This window comes from Hyalangium sp., assembly GCF_035629615.1.
Classification (GTDB): Bacteria; Myxococcota; Myxococcia; order Myxococcales; family Myxococcaceae; genus Hyalangium.
On record NZ_DASPHO010000546.1, the window covers coordinates 1 to 20,918 of the forward strand.

17 protein-coding genes, 1 tRNA gene and 2 pseudogenes are annotated in these 20,918 nt (G+C 67.4%); 2 read left to right on the top strand and 18 right to left on the bottom strand.

The features are described 5' to 3' along the window. The 8 genes from VD972_RS27740 to VD972_RS27775 form a co-directional block, all read right to left on the bottom strand. Nucleotides 1–3,058 (bottom strand): serine/threonine-protein kinase PknK (locus VD972_RS27740; RefSeq protein WP_324991764.1); only part of this gene is annotated, 3,058 nt, incomplete at its 3' end. Between the two features lie 171 nt (nucleotides 3,059–3,229). Further along, entirely contained in the window at nucleotides 3,230–4,399 is a 1,170-nt protein-coding gene (locus tag VD972_RS27745; RefSeq protein WP_324991765.1) for a hypothetical protein, read from the bottom strand. A gap of 43 nt (nucleotides 4,400–4,442) precedes the next feature. Further along, the gene (locus VD972_RS27750) at nucleotides 4,443–4,652 is read right to left on the bottom strand and encodes a hypothetical protein (RefSeq protein WP_324991766.1); all 210 of its coding nucleotides are present in this window, start codon (nucleotides 4,650–4,652) and stop codon (nucleotides 4,443–4,445) included. Nucleotides 4,653–5,539: 887 nt separating this feature from the next. After that, a complete protein-coding gene (locus VD972_RS27755; protein ID WP_324991767.1) occupies nucleotides 5,540–5,875 on the bottom strand; it encodes a hypothetical protein in 336 nt (111 codons plus the stop codon). A 36-nt stretch (nucleotides 5,876–5,911) separates the two neighbouring features. Then, a complete protein-coding gene (locus tag VD972_RS27760; RefSeq protein WP_324991768.1) occupies nucleotides 5,912–7,246 on the bottom strand; it encodes a hypothetical protein in 1,335 nt (444 codons plus the stop codon). 32 nt (nucleotides 7,247–7,278) lie between these two features. Then, on the bottom strand, nucleotides 7,279–8,202 hold the full coding sequence (locus tag VD972_RS27765; RefSeq protein WP_324991769.1) for a DUF2381 family protein: 924 nt from the start codon (nucleotides 8,200–8,202) through the stop codon (nucleotides 7,279–7,281). A 112-nt stretch (nucleotides 8,203–8,314) separates the two neighbouring features. After that, nucleotides 8,315–10,210: a serine/threonine-protein kinase gene (locus VD972_RS27770; protein WP_324991770.1), complete on the bottom strand. Its 1,896-nt coding sequence runs from the start codon at nucleotides 10,208–10,210 to the stop codon at nucleotides 8,315–8,317. A gap of 35 nt (nucleotides 10,211–10,245) precedes the next feature. Then, nucleotides 10,246–10,386: a hypothetical protein gene (locus tag VD972_RS27775; protein WP_324991771.1), complete on the bottom strand. Its 141-nt coding sequence runs from the start codon at nucleotides 10,384–10,386 to the stop codon at nucleotides 10,246–10,248. A gap of 278 nt (nucleotides 10,387–10,664) precedes the next feature. Here VD972_RS27775 and VD972_RS27780 point away from each other — a divergent pair, with 278 nt between their 5' ends. Beyond that, entirely contained in the window at nucleotides 10,665–10,913 is a 249-nt protein-coding gene (locus tag VD972_RS27780; protein ID WP_324991772.1) for a helix-turn-helix transcriptional regulator, read from the top strand. Beyond that, the gene (locus VD972_RS27785; RefSeq protein WP_324991773.1) at nucleotides 10,910–11,260 is read left to right on the top strand and encodes a helix-turn-helix domain-containing protein; all 351 of its coding nucleotides are present in this window, start codon (nucleotides 10,910–10,912) and stop codon (nucleotides 11,258–11,260) included. Before VD972_RS27780 ends, VD972_RS27785 begins: the two co-directional genes overlap by 4 nt. A gap of 48 nt (nucleotides 11,261–11,308) precedes the next feature. Here the strand turns inward: VD972_RS27785 and VD972_RS27790 are convergent, their stop codons facing one another. The 10 genes and pseudogenes from VD972_RS27790 to thrS form a co-directional block, all read right to left on the bottom strand. Then, nucleotides 11,309–12,577, bottom strand: a complete 1,269-nt coding sequence (locus VD972_RS27790) for a serine/threonine-protein kinase (protein ID WP_324991774.1) — start codon at nucleotides 12,575–12,577, stop codon at nucleotides 11,309–11,311. 49 nt (nucleotides 12,578–12,626) lie between these two features. Beyond that, nucleotides 12,627–13,253 carry a hypothetical protein gene (locus tag VD972_RS27795; RefSeq protein ID WP_324991775.1) on the bottom strand — a complete coding sequence of 209 codons (627 nt, stop codon included), beginning with the start codon at nucleotides 13,251–13,253 and terminating at the stop codon, nucleotides 12,627–12,629. A gap of 326 nt (nucleotides 13,254–13,579) precedes the next feature. Then, a tRNA-Pro gene (locus tag VD972_RS27800) sits at nucleotides 13,580–13,656 on the bottom strand. A 207-nt stretch (nucleotides 13,657–13,863) separates the two neighbouring features. Continuing rightward, nucleotides 13,864–14,142: pseudogene (locus tag VD972_RS27805) on the bottom strand (integration host factor subunit alpha); the annotation flags it as partial. A 91-nt stretch (nucleotides 14,143–14,233) separates the two neighbouring features. Then, nucleotides 14,234–16,645, bottom strand: a complete 2,412-nt coding sequence (pheT, locus tag VD972_RS27810; protein WP_324991777.1) for a phenylalanine--tRNA ligase subunit beta — start codon at nucleotides 16,643–16,645, stop codon at nucleotides 14,234–14,236. A gap of 58 nt (nucleotides 16,646–16,703) precedes the next feature. Continuing rightward, the gene (pheS, locus tag VD972_RS27815; RefSeq protein ID WP_324991778.1) at nucleotides 16,704–17,753 is read right to left on the bottom strand and encodes a phenylalanine--tRNA ligase subunit alpha; all 1,050 of its coding nucleotides are present in this window, start codon (nucleotides 17,751–17,753) and stop codon (nucleotides 16,704–16,706) included. A 150-nt stretch (nucleotides 17,754–17,903) separates the two neighbouring features. After that, nucleotides 17,904–18,251, bottom strand: coding sequence for a 50S ribosomal protein L20 (gene rplT / locus VD972_RS27820; RefSeq protein ID WP_324991779.1), 348 nt, complete (start codon nucleotides 18,249–18,251; stop codon nucleotides 17,904–17,906). A gap of 83 nt (nucleotides 18,252–18,334) precedes the next feature. Beyond that, nucleotides 18,335–18,544: a 50S ribosomal protein L35 gene (gene rpmI, locus VD972_RS27825; RefSeq protein ID WP_324991780.1), complete on the bottom strand. Its 210-nt coding sequence runs from the start codon at nucleotides 18,542–18,544 to the stop codon at nucleotides 18,335–18,337. 293 nt (nucleotides 18,545–18,837) lie between these two features. After that, nucleotides 18,838–19,347 (bottom strand): annotated as a pseudogene (gene infC, locus VD972_RS27830) (translation initiation factor IF-3); the annotation flags it as partial. Nucleotides 19,348–19,477: 130 nt separating this feature from the next. After that, on the bottom strand, nucleotides 19,478–20,918 hold a 1,441-nt coding region (thrS, locus tag VD972_RS27835), incomplete at its 5' end, for a threonine--tRNA ligase (RefSeq protein WP_324991782.1).

Here is a 20,918-nt window from a genome sequence, read left to right on the forward strand (position 1 = left end):
GGTGATCGATGATGATGTTGTCGCAGCAGTAGCACGCGTTGCGGAAGTCTCCTCCGAGGAGCGCGTGGCTGAACGTCTCCTGGAAGCGCGCCAGGGACACGGAGAAGGGGCGGACCCAGCGGCTGAGGTGCGCCAGGATGAACAGGGTGCCGCTGCGGTAGGCGGAGAGCTTCAGGCGATTCACGAGCCCCTGAGCCACCCGGCCGAACGCATACCCCTCTTCGTACTTCTCTGCCGCGGCGACGCAGCACACCAGCCCATACCAGGCATAGCCATGCGCGGAGGCCTCGGTGTTGCCGTGACGGAGGGCCAGGGCCACCATGCGGGACAGGTGGAAGGGCAGCAGGCTGCTGCCGGAGTAGAGCGCCGGCACGGTCAGGTCGGCCAGGACGCTCATGACCGCCTTCATGTCGGGATCCGCCATGGGTGGCAGCTCGGAGAGACTCTCGATGGGGCGCCCAGCCAGGAGCGCCCACACCTCTTCATCGGCGGCCTTCACCTGCTCCGAGGTGGGGCTGAGCGGCATGGGCATGCCGATCCGCTCCAGGCACTGGAGTAGGCAGGCCACAGAGGCTTCCACTTCCCCCGCGGCCAGGTGGAGCGTGCTCTCGAGGCGGTAGGCCTCGGCCAGCTCCGGAGGGGTGAGCGCCCGAGGCAGCAGCTCGTCCACCAGCCTGCGAGCTTCGGAGGGATGGCCGGCCATCAGCTCGCAGCGGGCCTGATCCAGCCGCAGCTTGAACACGAGCGCGTGCTCCACCTCCCAGGGATCGCCGGGGATCAGCTGGAAGGCAGCGGTGAAGTAGGCCACGGCCGAGCGCCAGGCCGCTGACGCCTGGGCCCGATCGCCCGCCTCGGCGTTCAGCCGTGCCAGCCTGAGACGCTCCTCGCCGTCCCCGATCAACTCCGCGCCGGCGTTCAGCTGCCCCACCACGTCGAAGAGCCGCTCGCGCAGCTCCTCCGGTGGAAGGCTGGCCAGCATCTGGCGGCCGATCCGCAGGTGCACGGCCTTGCGCTCCGCCTCGGGGATCAGGGCGTGGGCCGCCTGCTGGATGCGGTCGTGGAGAAAGCGGTAGTGATCGGCGCCGGCCCGCGTCACCACCTCCTCGCGCAGTGCGGGCTCGAGCCGCAGCTCCAGCTCATGTGCCGCGAGGCCACCCAGGAGGGCCAGGGTGGGCGCGGAGAACGCATTGCCCACGCACGCGGCGAGGCGCAGCAGCCGCTGGGTGGGCTCTGGCAGCTGCTGCAGCCGGCCCGCGAGGATGTCCACCACGTTGTCCGAGTAGCCCTTGGCCTTCACCCCGGCCTCGTTCCAGCTCCAGCCTCCCTGGGGGGCGCGCACCAGGAGCCCGTCCTGGTAGAGCGTCTGCATCAGCTGGAGCAGGAAGAAGGGGTTGCCCCCTGTCTTCGCCTGCAGCACGGCGGTCAGCGTCTGCACTGCCTCCGGTGAGGAACCCGGCAGGGCATCGGCTACGAGCTGCCGCGTCTGCTGCGGCGGCAGTGGCCCCAGGGAGATGTCCCCGAGCCGAGTGCCCGCCTTGCGCAGCTCTTCCACGGCCTGCGCGAGCGGGTGGGCGGAGTGCATCTCGTTGTCCCGGTAGGCGCCCACCCACAGCAGCGGAGGCGTGTCGGGGTGTGCGGCGAGGAACTTCAGCAGCTGGAGGCTGGCGGAGTCCGCCCACTGCAGATCATCGAGGAACAGCACCAGCGGACGCTCGGGCGTGGCGAAGACGCTCAGGAAGCGCTGGAGGACGCGGTGGAAGCGGTTCTGGGCCTCCTGGGATGGCAGCGCGGAGACGGCGGGCAGACGGCCCACGATCCATTGCAGGGAGGGCACCAGCTCCACCATCACCTGCCCCAGCCCCTCGAAGGCCTCGAGCAGGCGCTTGCGCCACGACTCCACCTCCGCGTCACTGCCCGCCAGGAGCTGCTGCACCAGGCCCTTGAAGGCCTGCGCCAGGGGGGCGTAGGGCACGTTGCGCTGGAGCTGGTCGAACTTGCCGCTGAGGAAGAAGCCGCGTCGCCGCATCAGCTGAGGGTGCAGCGATTGCACCATGGACGACTTGCCGATGCCGGAGTAGCCGCGCACCAGGAGCCACTCGGGGCGCTGCTTGCGCATCATGCGATCCAGGGCGCTCTGCAGGCTCTGGACTTCCTCGTCACGGCCATACAGCCGCCGAGGCAGCTGGAAGCGGGCGGGAAAGTCCTGTCTGCCCAGCGGGAACTCCTGTCGAGCGCCGCGCTCGAGCCGCTCCCGGCACGTCTGCAGATCGACCTGGAGCCCCTCGGCGCTCTGGTAGCGCTCCTCGGGCATCTTGGCGATCAGCTTGAGGACGATGGCCGACAGCATGGGAGGGATGGAGGGCTCCCACTGGTGCGGCGGCGGAGGGACCTGGGCCAGATGCGCGTGGATCCACTCCAGCGCGTCCTTGGCCTTGAACGGGAAGCTGCCCGTCAGGAGCTGATAGAAGATGATGCCCAGCGAATAGAGATCCGTGCGGTAGTCGAGCGCGCGGTTCATCCGGCCGGACTGCTCTGGGGACATATAGGCCGGCATCCCTTCGAGGAGGCTCTGCGGTGCGGGCTGGTCGTGCCGCGTCTCCTGGAGGGTGGCGCTGCCAAAGTCCGCGAGCCAGGGCTGGCTCGTGGAGCTGAGGAGGATGTTGGCGGGCTGGAGCGCCTGATAGATGACGCCGCGGCGGTGGACCTCGGCGAGTGTCCCGGCCAGGGAGATGGCGAGCTCGAGGAAGGAGCCCGGCTCGACGGGGGCTCCCACCTGCTCCGAGAGGTGGATGCCTTCCACGTCCTTGAGCACGAGCAGGGGCCGCTCTTGGTGGACCTCGAGGCCCAGGGCGGTGATCACCCCGGGGGTTCCTTCCAGGCGGCGCAGGAGGTTGTACTCGTGCTCGAAGCGGGTGCGCTCGCGGGGCCCCGGGTGCTCCGAGCGTGGCGTCTTGAGGATGACCTTGTGCCGATCCACCTCGCGGATGGCGCGGGCGAAGAGAACGGAACCGCACGCCTGAAACGACTCGACGAGCGTGTACCCTGGCAACCCGGTCATGTGAGCCCCCCTGACGACGCCGGCCCCGGCAGTCACTCCGGTATCGTCAGCCCCATCTTACGCCTGCCTGGGGGCGGACAAGGCTTGGGGCCTGCACGTGAACTGTGCAAAAGCGGAAGGCTCTGAAGTCTCACGGGAAACCCGCGAAACTCCATGGCTTTGTTCGGAGGCTCAGGCCACTGGATCTCCACGGCGGTAGAACATTCCCGTGTGACCGCCATCCTCCAGCGCCCAGAGGTCCTCATGGGGTCGGTAGTCGACCGCGCGCTTGCCGGAGGACTCATGAGATTTCGAGGAGAGGAGGCCTGCATGCCAGAGGTTCTGCTTGAGCTTGAACACGGCAGAGGGGTTGAACGCTGTGCCGTCCGGAGACAGGGACAGCGGGGCTCCTGGATCCGCCAGAAAAACGGATGAGGCGAGGACAAGAGCTCTCTTGAGTGCAGCGCGCGTGAGCGCCACGGCCGTCAGGGGACGCTGCTCAGTCTGAAGGACGTCGAGGACGAGCCGTACGGCGGGCTGACGCAAGAAGACGGTCCTCGCAACGGCTGCACAGCCGGGTGACACCTCCAGGAGCCGTGCTCGCTTGTTGAGCCGATTCGCTCCTGGATCGAAGCCCACAGCGCGCAGGAGATCGGCGACGTTCCGGCCCTCTAACGTGAGGCCTCCCTCGTGGTTCAAGAGGCCCAGGGTGGCGGCCCCGACAAGGGCGTGACGCCGGGTGGCGTCTGAGCCGAGGTCCGGCCACTCCGCTGCCAGACGTTCGAGGAGAGACTCTGAGCTCGAGCTCGCCGCGAGATACGGAACGACGAGGTAATTGAGCGGGTGGTTCAGCTGGAGTCGGCGGGCGACGGGAACACCCTCGAGCAGGTGGGCCGTGACCTGGAGAAGGGACGGTCGAGGCAGCGGATCATCTGGCGCGACGGTCTGCTGCCAGTTGTCATTCTCAGCGAAGAGGACTCCGACGCCGAGCTCTCGAGCGAGCCGCTCGACGCTGTTGCGTGCAGGCTCGCGGGTCTTCACACGGGCTGCGAAGTAGGCGTAGTGGACGCCGTCGCGGTAGGTGCGAGCCTGGGCCAACCCCTTCTGCCAGTCGCGAAGGTCTGGCTTGACCTCGATCCCTACAATCGTGGAGCTGTCATGCTCGCTGATGCTCCCGACGAGGTCCGCCCGGACGTTGCCGATCTTCAATTGCGCGAACGGCTCCAGGGCGCTGCTGGCCCTCGAGTGCACGTAGCTCGGGTGGGCATCGACGAGGATCGAGTGGAAGCGCCCCAGCGGGAGGCCTTGGGCGGCCAGGTGCTGCTTCAAGGAGCGGACGACCAGGGCCTCAGGACTGCTCATGGATCAGGGCTCGAATCTCACGGCCGGGAGAAGAGCGTACCACTTATAGGGTCTTGCGGTTGAAGATCGCCAAGCGATGCCACCCCAGATCATCGCAGCCGTAATAGAACAGGATCGCGCAGTAGGCTCTGTCATCCGGGGCATCCGGGTTGAGCGTCCACGCCATCCATGTACCGATCGGACTGGCAATGAGCACCCTGAGGATGTGTTGGTGGCGCTGCTCGCTGACCACGTCCCCCGAGATGATGTCCAACAGTCTGCCTCGCTGCCTCCTGGGTCTGGCGAGCCTGGGCGGCTGCTGACCGTCTGGGGCGGGCCTAGGAGTTACCGAGAGCAAAAGGCGGGCGAGGTCGCCAGGGCAGCCTCAGGTGCGGTCCAAGAGAATGCTGTTGTACGCCCCGCAGAGTGGACAGCGCATGTGCCGCTCAGCCTTCTTATCATCGAGTGCCTGATCCAGGACTTCGAGAGGGGCCTTCTGGCAGGCGGGGCACATGACCACCACCTTGGGTTCCTTGCCTAGGACGATCCCCGCTTCTACCCACCGCCGCGTTTCGTCCTTCACTGTCTTCCCCCTTCCAAGGCTGCCTTGAAGGCTCGGTCCGCGAAGACCTTGGCAGCCTGAGTCTCGCTCTGAACCGTCGCCATCGTGGCCCCCTCAGATCGAACCACACTCGTCGTCAGCCGATGAAGTTCATGCAGGAGGGTCTTGACAACCTCGGCCTCCGACCTGAACGCCTCACGCCCCAGCAAGAAGCCATTCTCACCGAAGAGAGTCATTCCGGAACACGGGGCACTGGGCTCGTACTGGATGAGACGCCCGTTGATACGAACGACGACGCCCTTCCCCGCAGCCTGGGCAGCGCGAATGCGAGCGAACGTTGACGAAGACAGGATCCTCCGTGCCTCGATGATGATGGACTGCTCGGTGGCGGCGAACGCTTCAAGCCCCGTTCTACTGGGGAGCTACACCTCCTTGAACTTCGTCCCCGTGGCCCCGAAGCGCGCCAGGGCCTCCTTGAGCTCCTCGGCGATGAGGGCACCGTTGGGACTGGTGGCTATGGCCCTGACTCTCCGACCCGGACGAACCGCGTCGATGAGAATCTGTCGCTGCTCCGCCCATGTTGGGGCGAGTCGGCGAATTTAAGCCGCGCGTGAATAGAACTCGTCCAGCCAGCGGCCCTCCAGGTCGTACATGATCTTCAGCGTCCCCGAGAGAGAGCGGCCGGTGTACTTCCCGTCCTGGAAGGTGGGATTGAGGACGGACTTGACCAGGAAGTACCCGCCGCCGCGGACCTCGGGGTTGCGGACCAGCATCTTCTCCACGACGTGGATTCGAGTCTCTGGTGGGAAGACGACCTCCTCGCTATCGAGTTCGAGCCGACGCCCCACCGCCTTGAAGAACTCCTCCACGTCGCGGACGACCTTCTCGTCCGAGAGGTGCGCGTCGAGCTCGGTCATCACGTGTGTCCAATCCATGGTGTCTTCCTGCTGTCCGTCTGGCGGAGGTCCGGCTCAGTGGGTGGTGACCTTGTCGAAGATGATCCGGTCGCCAGAGACCTTCCCATGGATGCGGAAGTCGCCTCCCTGGCCCAGGATCTTGATCTTGAATTGGTACCCTTCCAGCTCGGACGGGACGATACCGTTCTGCCCCTTGGGGGGAACGAGCCCCTTCTGCATGGCGTTCTCATACTTGGAGCGAAGCGTCGGCTGGCCGGCGAGGAACTTAGCGGCATCCCCTTCGAAGACGGGTGTGAGTTGCTTCCCTCCAATCGGTACCCGGAGGGGGGCCTTCTCCGGTGGCTTGGGATACGTCTGCTGCCAGCCTTCCTGACGCTCGGCGACCTTCTCGGGATGGTAGGGGTCGCCCTTGACGGCCGGCGCGGGCTGGTAGCCCGGCTTGGACTCTGTGACAGCCACCGTAGCGACCGCCGTGGAAGCCAGGGTAATGGTGATGGTGCCATCGGCGGAAACTGCCACCGCGCTCACCTGTCCTATCTCCGAAAGTGTGAGGCGCAGTTGTGAGGCCCCCAGTGCCGCCGCCTCCGTGAAGCTGGGCAGCATCGCCAGCCTTGAGGCCAGCCATGCCGAGCCCCCGGTTATGCCGTGGCTCACCACCACCGTCACCGCGAGGACGAAGACGCGGGCCACCTCCGGCCCAACCCGGTTCGCAAAGCGCTTGCTGGCGCGCTCCAACTCCTCCCAGGTCGTGGCCCGGTCTGTGGCCCACTTCAACTCCCGGCTCGCATCCACCAACTCCAGGAACGTCTCCACTCCCAGGTAGATCAACAGCGCCGCTGAAACGATCGCCGCCGCCTTGGTGAACACGGGCTCGGGGTTGGCCGCCAAGACGGCCCAGGTGATCAGGCCCGTGGCTATCACGGTGTAGAAGAGCTGGGGGGCCAAGGTGTTCTCCACCGCCTTGGCGATGCTCTCTTTGAGGGGATCGATCGACAGGCCCAAGGCTACCCCCAATTTGTCCCACTCGCTCAAGCCCATCACGTCATCGAGCAGGGAGAGGCAGTTTTCCCTGCGCTGGCCCGGCTCGCAGATGCCGCCGAAGCTCTTGCTCATCAGGCGCTGCCAGCGTTTGTCCGGGTCGTCGCTGGGGTAGGAGGCGCGCACCAGCCAACCTTGCTGGGGTGGACGGAGGGTGAGGGGCGCATTCAGCACCAACTGCGTCAGCGCTTCCTCGAACGCTTCCGCGTCCACCTTCACGGACTTGTTCGAGGTGGGCGGCCTGTACTCCAGTGGCGCACCCTGACCCGTGTCGAGGCGCACTACACGCTGGGAGGCGCACGCATTGAGCAGGGCGAGGAGCAGGACCGCAACGGTCAGACGGGTTGCCATGGGGCGCCCTCCAGAACGAGGAGGGTTCCAGTCTACGGGAACGTCACCCCAGTGACGATGACGCTCCGGGTCCCCTCCGCATCCCACAACTTGAGGGTGAAGCTGCCCCGGGTCTCTTCCTCCGTCGCGTCCGCCTCGATCACCACACTCCAGTCCTTCGCGGCGTAGCTGAGGGGATCGCGTTGCCAAGGTGGGTTCACGCGCAGCGTGCGACGTCCTGGGCCCACCAGCTCCGCTCTCACCGCTCGCCAGGGCGGCATCTCCTCGGTGGGCGCCAGAATCACCACGACAGCCACCGTGCGGGTGGAGCGGTAGCTGAAGGCCCATCGAACGGGGACGGCGTTCCCGGGGTGCCTACCGATGCTCTTGGAGAGATCCTTGGGGGGGATACCCTTCTCATTCATGAGTCCGGTGGCAAGCAGGCCCGTGAGGCCCCCGGGGCTCTCCTTCTCGGCGAGCAGCCGTTCGTTGTCCTCCTGGCACTGGTGGAGCTGCGTGTCCTTCTCTTGCACCTCTTGCTGGTAGGACTCCACCGTGCGCTTCTCGCGGTACACCTCCACCCACGGCTCCACCTGCCCGGGGTACACAACCAGCCAGAAGGTCGCGCTCGCCGGGGCTGCTCCGTCCTTGAAGCGCACCGTCAGCCGCAATCGATCGCCCGGCACCACGCGCTCCGAGGGCACCAGCCGGAGCATGGTGTTGCCCACCTCCACCATCGTGAAGAGCTCCCGCCCATCCACGGTCACGCCGCTACTGAGGAGTTCCGCGCCGTAGAAGATGAGGGTGGTGGACAGCTCCGCGCCGATGCACAACTCGGGCACCTCGCTGGTGGGCTCCGTCTTCAGCTCGATGCGCCGGGTTCCCGTTTCGCATGGGACGGCTCGGGGCTGCGCGGTGGCAGTGGCGCCCACGAGGAGCGCCAGCGCCAGAAGAACGGCGGGGGACGAGGTGAGCACGGAACAGAACCTCCAGCGTGGGGTGGCGACGTAGTGTCCTGGGACGTCGCCTCTACCACGCCTTCCGGCTCCAGAGTGCCCGCGCTCCGAGGGCCGCGAGCCTTGGCCTTGCTCACTTGAAGCGATCCACTGCTCTGACCGTGACGCTGGAGAAGACCTTCGCAGTGTCAGCCGTGGAGCCGGGCTCCAGCTCCAGGCCCCGATTGCCCGAGGTGTCCCCCAGCTCCATGCAGACAGGCCAGGTGCGGGTACCCTTGTACTCTTGCGCCTCGATGAACCGCCCGTAGACGCGATCGCCACCGAAGATGAGCCGACCCTTCAGGATGGCGGCCGGAGGCAGATCCTCGAAGCCCCCGGAGAGCTGCACCCTAGTCCACCCCTCCTTCACGGAGATGACCTCGGAAACCGGGCCTGGGAGGCCTCCAACGAAGTGGTCGCCGATGTCGATGTCCAGCTCGGCCATGGCTTGGACAGCGCCGGGAGGGCACGGCTCGGCGGGAGGCTCGGGGCGCACCTGGGACCCGGTGCAGGCCAGGGTGATGCAGGCGCTGCCCGTGGTGATCGCCTTACCCACGGGACCGAGGCCCTTCTGCTGCTTCTGCTGCGGGTTTTTCATGGAAGCCTCTCCCTGTTCGCTCAACGTGGCGGGAGCCACGAGAGCCACCCCCTCGGTGACGAAGAGGTCGCGGCCGGTAGCTTCCGGCGGCTTCCAGGGAGGCGCCACTTTCCCGCCTACCTCCCAGGTCACTTCCGCGCCGGACTCGAAGGACCCAGCGCGCGGCCCTCCTGTCGTCTTGGCCGACAACGGTGGCGGGCTGGCGGTGCGGTGCGAGGATCCCCAGAACCAGGCCACGCCTCCTCCTACTGCCCCTGCGAGGATCAGTCCCACCGCCACTCGCTGTGGGACACTCAAGTTCCGAGATAGGATCTGGTGCTCCACTGCTCTGGTGGGAGACAGCGAGACTTGCGCGGGCGCCGAGACAAGGGCCACAGGGGCAGGCGCTACGGCCTCGACGGGAAGGGCGGCAGGTGCCTCGGGCGGATCCACCCGGGCGAGCGCCGCCACCGCCGGCCTGGGAGAGCTTGCGGCAGCGGCAGGGCCAAGCCTGTAAGCGGGAGGTGCAGCGCCGGCAACCGCTGCAGGAGACGCACCCTGCACCGCGAGGAGGGGGCGCAGTCCTCGCCGGGGCCGCGCTTCGGCCTCCCGCGCCGCCTTCAGGTAGTGCGCCACCTCGTCCCCCCCTGGGCCCAGGCGCGTCGTCACTGTGTGCTCGCTGAAGGCTTCACACAGCGGCGCCTCCCAGGCTGCCCCCTGCCGCTCCAGCAACGCCGTGAGTGCCGTGCACAGCGCCTGCGCATCCGGAGGGCGAACCTCGGGCTTCTTTGCCAGCAAGCGCAGGCACAACTCGCTCAGTTCTACCGGCACCCGAGGGTTGAGCAGGTGGGGAGGCTTGGGTGCCTGGGTGAGGACGGCATCCACGCCCTTGCGTCCCTCCACGTGGAAGGGCCTCCGGTTCGTCAGCAGCCAATAGAGCACCACGCCCAGCGCGTACAGATCGTCCGAGTGCGTGGGGCGGTAGTGCGCCCCCGGGACGCCCTTGTTCTCCCGCTCGAAGTGCCACGCCTCGGGGCTGCGGTAGTCCGGCGTCCCCGGCGGCAGCAGCCCCCCTGTTCGCCAGGAGGCTTCCCCATCGCTTCCCACGCCGAAGTCCACCAGCACAGCTTCGCCGGTGTCGTCACGCACCAGGATGTTGGCTTCCTTCACATCCCGGTGGACCACCTTCACCCGATCGATGGCGGCCAGCGCCCGCGCCACGCCCAGCACCTTGCGCACTACCTCCCGCGCCGAGGGGTTCTCCGTGTTCGCCCACACGTCCAGGCGCCGCCCTGGCACGTACTCCATGATGACCACGAAGTACCGGGGCTGCTTGTCCGGCCACTGGCCATGTCCCAGCAGGCGCACCACGTGGGGGTGGTGGACCCGGGCCAGGGTGAGCATCTCCCGCACGCCCCACTCCCCCACTTCTTCCAGCGGTAGGAGCTTCAGCGCGTAGAGCTCGCCACCCGCTGCGCGCGGAACACGGTGCCGAAGCCGCCCTCGCCGAGCTGGGCCTCCACTGTGTAGCCGCCCACGTCCGTGCCGCGGGACACCTCCGGAACGCGGCTCTTCTCGCGCCCGCTCATGGTGGGCGGACTCCCACGAGCCCCTGCTTCCGGAGCGGTGAGCAGTCCGCAGAGATGTGGGCGCCCTCGCGCATGGACTCAACCTCCTGGGTAGTGCAGGAGGCTAGCAGAACAGGCACGAGAACCCCTCTTCAGCGCTTCTCCCAGGCGGATGGCCGGCAGTGGAGCGACAGGCCAGGGCTGACTCATCGGGTCTACTCGTCCGTCAACCCTTGGGGTATAGAGGCCAGGATCAGCTCGGGGGCGGTGCTCCGTCCCTCTTCCACCGAGGTTCATCCATGCCGGAACTCTTCGCCGCGTCGTTCGGAAAGGCCGTGCGCGCCGCACGCCAGCGAGCGCAGCTCACGCAGGAGCAGGTTGCCGAGGCCATCGAGCTGCCACTCGTGGCCTATGGGCGCCTGGAGCGCGGGCTGCTGATGCCCAGCGTTCGGACGCTGGTGCGGCTGTCCCAGCTTCTTCGCACTCCCACCGACGTGCTCCTGGGGAATGACCTCTCGGGAACGTCACCCGCCTCGCCCTCGCCGTGAGCGACACGCTGGCCAAGACGTTGGGACAGGCCGCCCGTGGCGCACGTGAGCGGCTGGGGCTCACGCAGGCGCAGGTGGCCGAGATGGTGGGGATCGCCCACGTCGTCTACAACCGCCTGGAGAACGCGAAGATGCTGCCCAGCGTCCCGACGCTGGTACGGCTGTGCGATGCGCTGCGCGCCACGTCGGATGAGCTGCTGGGCCGAGCCCGTCCCCCACGCGGGAACAAGGCCAGGCGCTCCGAGGAGGAGCCTCCCTCGGTGAACCAGCTCCTCTCCCTGGCTCGCAAGCTGGACGAATCCCAGCGCCAGGCGCTCCTCACGATGGCCCGGGCCCTGCTGCGCTGAAGGGGTGAGGGGCACGCTCAACAGCCCCCTCCCCCACCGTGGGTTTCTCTACGCGCGGTGCTCATCGCTCCCGGGCGCCAGCTCGTGCGCGTCCAGGCAGTCCGGGTAGATGCCAACCTCTACCGGCTCCGCGATATCCCGCCGGGCGCTGGCCTCGGTGAACAGCCTCACCACCTCCTCGGCCGCCTCCTTCCGGCCATAGCCCGGAGCGAGCGCCACGAGCTGAGCGTGCAGGTCCCGGCGCAGCTCCTCGGCCGTCGCATACCGCTCGGCGGGGGTCTTCCCCAAGGCTCGGCGGAGAATGGCCTGGAGCCCTTGCGGCAGATCCTCGATCACGCGCTCCACCTCCTGCGCCGTGTACTCCTCGGCCAGGGTCATCATCCGGACCAGGGGCAGGGAGGGCGTCTCGTCCGCCGTCGCGGCGCTCCTCTCCGCGCTCTGGGACACGGGCTGCGAGTCCTCCACGTTGAAGAGGTGCCTGTGCGTCAGCGCCTCCAGCAGCACAAGCCCCAGGGAGAAGATGTCGGAGCGTGCATCCAGCTCGGCGCCCAGGAGGTACTCGGGCGAGGCGTAGAGCAGATCGCCCTTGAGCAGCCGCCCGGGTGTCTCCTCCCGGCCGACCCGCTGGGAGAAGGCCGCGCCAAAGTCCGTCAGCTTCACCGCTCCCGTCTTCCGGCCCACGCGGATGTTCCGCGGGCTCACGTCCCGGTGGATGATGCCCAGCGGCCGGCCTCCCTCTTCGTCCTCCGTCAGCGTGTGCGCGTAGTGCAGCGCATCGGCCACCTCGGAGGTGATGTAGAGGACGAAGGGCACCGGCAGCGGACGGCCCAGCATGGCCGCCGCGCTGATCAGCGAGTCGAGCCTGCGCCCTTCCACGTACTCCATGATGACGTAGGGCACCTTCTCCATCACCCGGAGGTGATGCACCTGGGCGATGACCGGATGGTGGAGGCGGAAGGCGAGCTGCACCTCCTCGATGAGGCGCTGCCTCAGCTCGAAGCGCACCGGATCGCGCAAGCGCTTGACCACGACGTACCCGGCGAGCCCATGACGCAGACGGCGCTCGGCCAGGAGCAGCACCTCCCCGTTGCTGCGCTCTTCGAGCACCCGGAGGACCTCGAAGCTCACGCGCCCTGCCGAGAAGGAGTCATAGGGGTGCTCCTGGAGCATCCGAAGGGCGGTGCCGAGGTCCCGCTGCAACCGCCTCAGCACGCCCCGGAATGTCTCCTCCCTTCTCTCCGTGGGCGGCTCGGGGAGGGCCTCGGCCTTCAACGTCTTCTCGGTCTCGTTCGGATCGAGCGGGGTCTTCTCGTGCATGGCGGACTCCAGATGAAAGGGAACGGCGAGTGATGCGCGGAGGGGTGGGCTACTGGGGCTTCGCGGAGACCTCAGGGCCCGGCAGGAAGGAAGCACGGGGCGGGAGGCTTGGCTCCTCCCGGAAGGAGCCGCCCTCCTGCATGTAGAAGGGGCCGACCTTGAAGTCTCCTGCCAGGAGCTCGTTCCCCTGCATCTGCACGGGGCCGACGCACTGAAGGGGAGCACCCGTGATCGCCAGCGCGAGGTAGCCATCTGGGCGGAGGACCGCGAGGCCCTCGAACCTGCGGAGACGCTCGTTGAGGGCGGTGCGCAACACGGCTGCTCCTCCCGTCACGGTCTCGGCGAGGAGAAAGTCCGCCGTGACGCGCGGCCCGTAGCTCTTCATGTCGCCATCCGCCACCGCGAGCCAGAGCAGCATGCGCAGCCGACGGGCCTGCTCCACCGTCACCATCGGCTCGGTGGGGATCTCTCCAGGGGCCAGCCCCGCTTCCTGCAGTAGCAGTCTGAAGTCGTCCGCCTGTGCCACGGAGGCCCGGGTGCTGTCGTAGACGCCTGCCACCTTGGGGGCACAGCTCCACGCCCCCAGCATCAGCAGGAGCACGCTGCCCCAGCCCAGGGTGCTCCAGTGGATCCAGCCTCGCTCTTCACCGCTGTAGGTCCTTGTCTCACGGCTCATGGTCACGCTCCTCGCCTCCTGCGGATTAAACCTAATAGGTTTTAAACCTATTGGGTATCACAGGTGGAAGCCAGAAGAGAAGGTGGCAGGGGCCCAGCACACGGCGGGTACCCTCGGCGGGCGCGGTGTACGCGGGTGGCTTCTCGGGGGCAGCCCGCGCCGATCCGCGCTCAGGGGGACAGAGCCCCATCAAGCGGCCTGAAGCGATGGCCTCAGGCGCTCCCTCGGCCGCACTGTGCTTGGTGGGGGGCTGCTGGAGGGTCAGGGCAAAAAAGGTGAAGGCCCTGGAGTCACCGGCTTTGACACCGGAACTCCAGGGCCTTCGATGGTCGGGGCGACAGGATTTGAACCTGCGACCACTTGCACCCCAAGCAAGTGCGCTACCAGGCTGCGCTACGCCCCGATACTGCCCGTCAGAAACGGGCCGCTCTTATGCCCCTCCATGACGCCAGCGTCAAGCAAGAGCCGCTGGCGGCCGTGAGAAAACCACCGGTAGGTGGGACTACTTCCCGTCCGACTCGTCTCCAAAGTCCTGATCGTCCGAGTCGAACTCGTCGTTCTCGTCCGCCTCCTCCTCGCGCGCGTCGATCTCCGCGTGGTTCTCCGGAGGCGCCTCGCCGTTGAGCGCGCTCTTGAGCACCTGGCTCGGCCGGAAGGTCAGCACCCGACGGGCCGAGATCTCGATCTCCTTGCCCGTCTGCGGGTTGCGCCCCACTCGCGCCTTCTTCTGGCGCACCTGGAAGTTGCCGAAGCCGGAGATCTTGATCTTGTCCCCCCGCTCCAGCGTCTCCTTCAGCGTGTCGAAGACGAGCTCGACGATCTCGGCCGACTCCTTCTTGGAGAAGCCCACCTTCTCGTAGACGCCTTCGATGATGTCCGCCTTCGTCATACGGTGCCTCGGAAACCCCTTCAGCGGTGAACGCAGCGGATGCTGACAGCCTTCCCAGAGGGGTGTCAACCCTCTGACTTCATTCAGGAATTCAGGACCGCAGCGCGCCACCCAGCCGCTGGTTCACCTCGGAGATGATCCGCTGGTGCGCCTCGCCCACCTCCCCATCGGTCAGCGTCCGCTCGGGCGAGCGGTAGCGGATGGCGTAGGCGAGGTTCTTCTTCCCCTCGGGGATCGGCTTGCCCGTGTAGACATCGAAGATGAGGGCGTCCTCTACGAGTGCTCCGCCCACCTCCAGGATGACCCGCCGGACCTCGTCGTTGCGCAGCTCCGCGGGGACCACCACCGCCAGATCGCGCAGCACGGCCGGGAAGCGAGGCAGCGAGTGGTACTCGGGCACGAGCCGGGCCGCGGCGTACAGGGGCTCGGTGTCCAGCTCGAACGCAAACACTCCCTGCGGCAGGTCCAGGGCCTTGGTGACGCGCGGGTGCAGCTCGCCCACGTAGCCGAGCACCGTCCCGTCGGCCTGCACCACCTGGGCACAGGCGCGCGGGTGCCAGGCCGGAGCCTCGGCGGGCACGAAGCGGACCTCCTCCACGCGCAGGGCGTGGAGCACGGCCTCCACGGCGCCCTTGGCGTCATAGAAGTCCATCCGAGCATCCTTCTGGGTCCAGGTGCGCCCAGAGCGCAGGCCCCAGACGAGCCCGCCCACGCGAGGCACCTCGCGCGTCGCCGGGCGCCGGCCTTGGCCGCCCTCGGGATCCCGGAAGTAGGCGCGGCCCGTCTCGTAGATGGCCACCCGCTCTACCTGGTGCCGCACGCTGCGAGAGAGGTTCTCCACCAGCCCAGGCAGCAGGCTGGTGCGCATGGTCGACTGCTCCACGCTGAGCGGGTTGACGAGCGCCACTGGCGCGTCCTTTCCGCCCAGCACCTCCAGGTTCTTCGGCGCCACGAACGAGTAGTTCACCACCTCGTTCAGTCCCGCGCCTGAGAGGGCCTGGCGCAGCCGCCGCTCTGCCTCGGCGGAGGCGGGCTCGGGGGCCAGCTCCGCAATGCCGCGAGGCAGCCGGGCGGGGATGTTGTCGTAGCCGTACACGCGGGCAATCTCCTCCAGGAGATCCTCCTCGCGCTCCACGTCCACGCGCGCCCGGGGCACCTCGAACGTCGTCTGCCCGGCACCCTCCTCCGCCGCCCGGAACCCGAGCGCACCGAGGATGCGTCGACACTCCGCCTCGGAGACGGCCGTGCCCAGGAAGGTCTCCACCCGCCCGTAGCGCAGCGCCACGCGCCGCGGTGGCTTCGGGCTCGGGTACACATCCACGCGGCCCGAGGCCACGGTGCCTCCGGACAGCTCCGCGATCAGCTGCGCGGCCCGATCGATGGCCGGCACCACCGCGTCGATGTCCGCTCCCCGCTCGAAGCGGTGTGACGCCTCCGTGTGCAGGGTGTGGCGCTTGGACGTGCGGCGCACGCTGGAGGGCAGGAAGTTCGCCGACTCGAGGACGATGTTCCTCGAGCCCTCGGACACCTCGCTGTCTCCGCCTCCCATGACTCCGGCGATCGCCTGGGGCCGATCCCGATCACAGATCGCCAGATCGTCCGCGTCGAGCGTGCGCTCCTTGCCATCGAGCGTCTGGATCTTCTCGCCCTGCTTCGCGCAGCGCACGACGATCTCCCGCCCCGCCAGCTTCTCCAGATCGAAGGCGTGCAGCGGCTGGCCGTACTCGAGGTTGACGTAGTTGGTCACGTCCACAACGTTGTTGATGGCGCGCACGCCACAGGCCTTGAGCCGATCCTGCAGCCACTGGGGAGAGGGCTTGATCGTGACGTTCTCGACGACGCGCGCGGCGTACCGAGGGCAGCGCGCGGGCTCATCGATCCGCACCTTCACCTTCTCGGCCGAGGAGCCCCCCTGCTCGGGAGGCTTGGGCTCCGGCGGGCGGAACGCGGCACCCGTCACCACGCCCACCTCACGCGCCACGCCCAGATGCGAGAGCGCATCCGGCCGGTTCGGGGTGACGTTCACCTCCAGCACCACGTCATCCAGCCCCAAGGCCTGGGCGATCGGCGTCCCGGGCTTCGCCTCCGGCGAGAGGATGAGCAGCCCGGAGGCGTCCTCGGTGAGCCCCAGCTCCTTGGCCGAGCACAGCATGCCGGAGCTGTCCACGCCGCGGAGCGCGGCCTGTTTGATCTCCGCGCCGTTGGGCAGCTTCGAGCCCACCGTGGCCAGCGGCACCTTGTCGCCGACTTTGTAGTTCTTCGCGCCGCACACCACCTGCAGCAGCGCCGGGCCGCCCGCGTCCACCTTCGTCACGGACAGCTTGTCCGCGTTCGGGTGCTGCACGGACTCCTTGATCTGCGCCACCACCACGCCGCGGAGCGCCTCTCCCGGCCGCTCCAGGCCTTCGATCTCCAGGCCCGCCGCGGTCAGCTTGCGCGCCAGCTCATCCACCGACGCCGGCAGCGCCACGTACTCGCCGAGCCACTTCACCGAAATCTTCACAGGTCAGCCCTCTTCCGGACTTCGTCCAGCAGGTTGCGTGAGTGAGTCCAACCGCCGCTCAGAACTGCTCGAGGAAGCGCGCGTCGTTCTCGAACATCATCCGCAGGTCATCGATGCGGTAGCGCAGCATGGCGATGCGCTCCACGCCCATGCCGAACGCGTAGCCCGTCACCTCGCGCGGATCGTACCCGCTGGAGGTGAAGACGTTGGGGTGCACCATGCCGCTGCCCAGCACCTCCAGCCACCCCGTCTGCTTGCACACCCGGCAGCCCTTGCCGCCACACGAGGTGCAGGAGATGTCCACCTCCGCCGAGGGCTCGGTGAAGGGGAAGAAGGACGGGCGGAAGCGCGTGCGCGTGTCCGAGCCGAAGAAGGCCTTCACGAACGCATCCAGCGTGCCCTTCAGCTCCGCGAAGCTCACGTCCTTGTCCACCAGCAGCCCCTCCACCTGGTGGAACATGGGCGTGTGGGTGATGTCCGAGTCCCGCCGGTACACGCGGCCAGGCATGACGGCGCGGATGGGCGGCTTGTGCGTCAGCATGTGCCGCACCTGCACGGGCGAGGTATGCGTGCGCAGCAGCACGGGGCTGTCCGCCTTCTTCGCGTGCCCGAGCGTCGCCTCGTCCACGTAGAAGGTGTCCTGCATGTCCCGCGCGGGGTGATCCTTGGGGAGGTTGAGCGCCTCGAAGTTGAAGTAGTCCAGCTCGATCTCGGGCCCCACGGCCACCTCGAAGCCGAGCCGCCCGAACGTGCGGACGATCTCCTCCATCGTCCGGGACACCGGGTGCCGGCTGCCAGGAGCCACGCCGCGGCCGGGCAGCGTCACGTCCACCTTGGCGCCCTTCAGCTCCACCTCGAGCGCAGCCTCCTCGGCGCGCTTGAGCGCGTCCGCGAGCAGCTTCTCGATCTCCGCCTTCACCTGGTTGGCCACCTCGCCCAGCGCCTTGCGCTCTTCGGGGGCCAGCTTGCCCATGCCTCCGAGCACGCCGGACAGCTCTCCCTTCTTGCCCAGGTAGCGAACTCTCAACGCCTCGACGGCGGCCACCTCCGAGGCGACGGTGATGTCCCGCCGCGCCGCCTCCGCGAGGGCCTGCAAGCGATCCCGCATGACTTCGCTCCCCTTCCCGCGCTCCAGAGGAGCGGGGGCAAAAAAAAGGGCCGCCCCTGGCGAGGCAGCCCGTGTACTCATTCCAGCGCGAGAGGCCCCAACGGGAGCCTCCCAGGCGCTCTATGCACCGGCCACTCGGCCGGGCGTGGGTCAGGCCGCCTTCGCGATGTTGGCGACAGCGGCAAAGCCCGAGGGATCCGCAATGGCCATGTCGGCCAGCACCTTGCGATCCAGGGAGATCTTCGCCTTGGCCAGGCCCGCGATCAGCTTCGAGTAGGACAGCCCCACACCGCGGGCGGCCGCGTTGATGCGGACGATCCACAGCGCGCGGAAGGTCCGCTTGTTCACCGCGCGGTCGCGGCTGGCGTAGTCCAGCGCGCGCTCGACGGCCTGGTTGGCCCGCCTGTAGCAGTTCTTCCGGCGGCCACGGAACCCCTTGGCCAGCTTCAAAATCCGATTACGACGGCGACGGGCCTTGAACCCCTTCTTGACGCGCATGACACACTCCTCGACTGCTCAGGCTAGGAACCCCGCGGCGCAGGCTTCACGCCGCTCCGACAGGGCCCGTGGGTGATTTCCGGCTAGTTCGCCCCGTAGGGGAACATCTCTTTGATGACCTTCTTCGCATCCATGTCGCGAAGGTGGCCCGTGCCGCGGTTGCGCCGCTTCTGGGCCGGGGTCTTGGCGTGGGTGAAGAGGTGCTTGCCGTAGGCCTTGCCGTGCTTCACCTTGCCAGTCTTCTTCACCTGCAACCGCTTCTTCGCACCACTCCGCGTCTTCAACTTCGGCATTGTCCCAGTCCTTCCCTCTCGGGTTTCCTTGATACAGGCCGACAGCCGAAGCCGACAGCCAAATCTTTCTATTTCGTCCCGGTCGCTGCGCTGACCTCGGGTGCCAGCCCGCCTTGCTGCTGGGCCGCCGGAGGAACGGCTTCCTCGGGCCTGTCCTCGTGCCTGTCGCCGTCGGGCCTGCCCTCCGGCTTGCTACCCACCACTCTGTTGCCTTCCGGCTTCTTCCCCGCAGCCTCCGCCTTCGCCGCCGCCTCTGCCTGCTGCCGGGCCTGCTCGCGCGCCCGCTGCGCCACCCTCGGGTTGGGCGAGAGGATCATGAACATCTGCCGCCCCTCCATGCGGGGCGCCTGCTCGACGACGGCCACTTCCTTCAGGTCCTTGTTCACATCTTCCAGGATCGCGCTGCCCAGCTCCTTGTGGGTGATCTCGCGACCGCGGAACACGATGGTGACCTTGGCCTTGTTGCCCTCCTCGAGGAACCGCTTGATGTTGCGAACCTTGAACTCGTAGTCGTGCTCCTCTGTCTTGGGGCGGAGCTTGATTTCCTTGAGGTGGACGACGACCTGCTTCTTCTTTGCTTCCGAGGCCCGCTTCTTCTCCTCGTATTTGAACTTGCCGTAGTCCATGATCTTGCAGACCGGCGGCTTGGCCATGGGGTTGACCTCGACAAGGTCCATACCCTCGACCTGAGCGCGCTCCAGCGCCTGCTCAATCGACAGGACTCCCAGCTGCTCGCCAGCCGGTCCTACGACACGGACTTCACGAGCGCGAATACGACGGTTCGTTCTCTGATCGCGGACGATGTGAAAATCCTCCAAATACGGGAGCTTGGGCCTGCCTCGCTCACTTGGAAGACGTCCAACATACTTTTCTGTACCAGGGAGTCAAGGGAGGTCAGCAACTTCCAGACCTCCCACGACACCTGGGGAAGGCCTAGGGAAGGCCAGCCTCCTTGCCCAGGAGGGCCTCGAAGGCCTCCAACTTCATGCTCTTGAGGTCCTCGCCCCCGTAGCGGCGGGGAGCCACACCGCCCGCCTCCACCTCGTTGTCGCCGATGACCAGGGTGAAGGGGATCTTCTGGAGCTGTGCCTCGCGGATCTTCGCGTTGAGTGACTGGCCGCGCTCGTCCAAGTCCACCCGGTAGCCCTTGGCGCGCAGCTGGTCACGCACCGTCCGCGCGTAGTCCAGCTGCCGGTCCGCCACCGTGACGATGAGGGCCTGGAGGGGAGCCAGCCATGTGGGGAAAGCACCTGCAAAGTGCTCCGTGAGGATGGCGATGAAGCGCTCGAAGGAGCCGAAGATGGCGCGGTGGAGCACCACCGGCCTGTGCTCGGCGTTGTCCTCTCCGATGTAGTTGAGATCGAAGCGCTGGGCAGCCATGTAATCCAGCTGCATGGTGCCGAGCTGCCACTTGCGGCCGATGCTGTCGGACACGTCGAAGTCGATCTTCGGGCCGTAGAAGGCGCCCTCGCCGGGCTTCACCTCGTAGGGCACGCCCAGCGTCTTGAGCACGCCCTCCAGGGCTGTCTCGGCGAGATCCCACGTGGCGTCATCTCCGAGGCGCTGCTCGGGCCGGGTGGAGAACTTGGCCGAGTACTTCAGGCCCACGGCGTTGTAGATGTGGTCCAGGAACTGGACGAAGCTCCGGACCTCGTCGCCGATCTGGCTCTCCGTGCAGTAGATGTGCGCGTCGTCCTGGGCGAACTGGCGCACGCGGGTGAGGCCGCCCAGTGAGCCCGCCGCCTCGTTGCGGTGGAGCACGTCCTGGGTGTGCAGCCGCAGCGGCAAGTCCCTGTAGCTGTGCCGCTTGAAGCCGAAGTAGAGGTGGTGCGAGGGGCAGTTCATCGGCTTGAGGGAGAAGTCGTGCTCGCCGGACTCGTTGTCGAGCACCAGGAACATGTTCTCCTTGTACTTGCCCCAGTGGCCGCTGATCTCCCAGAGGCCCTTGTTGAACAGCAGCGGCGTCTTGATCTCCACGTACCCGCGCTCGGCGGTGAGGCGGCGCATCCAGGTGGAGAGCGTCTGGTAGATCGTGGTGCCCTTGGGCGTCCAGAAGGCCGAGCCCGGCGCAAACGGGTGGAAGTGGAACAGGTCCAGCTCTTTGCCCAGCTTGCGGTGGTCGCGCTTCTTGGACTCCTCGATGCGCGTCAGGTACTCCTGCAGGGCCTTCTTGTCGAAGAAGGCCGTGCCGTAGACGCGCTGGAGCATGGGGTTGCGGTGATCGCCGCGCCAGTACGCGCCGCTCGAGGACAGGATCTTGATGACGCCGATGCGGCCCGTGGTGGGGCCGTGAGGCCCGAGGCAGAAGTCCACCCAGTCCCCGTGCTTGTAGAGCGTCAGCGTCGTGGCGCCCTTGGCGGCGATGTCCTTGACG

Bases quoted from the DNA above. Each gene is read 5' to 3' on its own strand.
- VD972_RS27745 (WP_324991765.1), bottom strand. From the start codon at position 4,399: ATGAGCAGTCCTGAGGCCCTGGTCGTCCGCTCCTTGAAGCAGCACCTG.
- VD972_RS27755 (WP_324991767.1), bottom strand. From the start codon at position 5,875: ATGGATTGGACACACGTGATGACCGAGCTCGACGCGCACCTCTCGGAC.
- VD972_RS27760 (WP_324991768.1), bottom strand. From the start codon at position 7,246: ATGGCAACCCGTCTGACCGTTGCGGTCCTGCTCCTCGCCCTGCTCAAT.
- VD972_RS27775 (WP_324991771.1), bottom strand. From the start codon at position 10,386: ATGAGCGGGCGCGAGAAGAGCCGCGTTCCGGAGGTGTCCCGCGGCACG.
- VD972_RS27780 (WP_324991772.1), top strand. From the start codon at position 10,665: ATGCCGGAACTCTTCGCCGCGTCGTTCGGAAAGGCCGTGCGCGCCGCA.
- VD972_RS27790 (WP_324991774.1), bottom strand. From the start codon at position 12,577: ATGCACGAGAAGACCCCGCTCGATCCGAACGAGACCGAGAAGACGTTG.
- VD972_RS27795 (WP_324991775.1), bottom strand. From the start codon at position 13,253: ATGAGCCGTGAGACAAGGACCTACAGCGGTGAAGAGCGAGGCTGGATC.
- pheS (WP_324991778.1), bottom strand. From the start codon at position 17,753: ATGCGGGATCGCTTGCAGGCCCTCGCGGAGGCGGCGCGGCGGGACATC.
- rplT (WP_324991779.1), bottom strand. From the start codon at position 18,251: ATGCGCGTCAAGAAGGGGTTCAAGGCCCGTCGCCGTCGTAATCGGATT.
- rpmI (WP_324991780.1), bottom strand. From the start codon at position 18,544: ATGCCGAAGTTGAAGACGCGGAGTGGTGCGAAGAAGCGGTTGCAGGTG.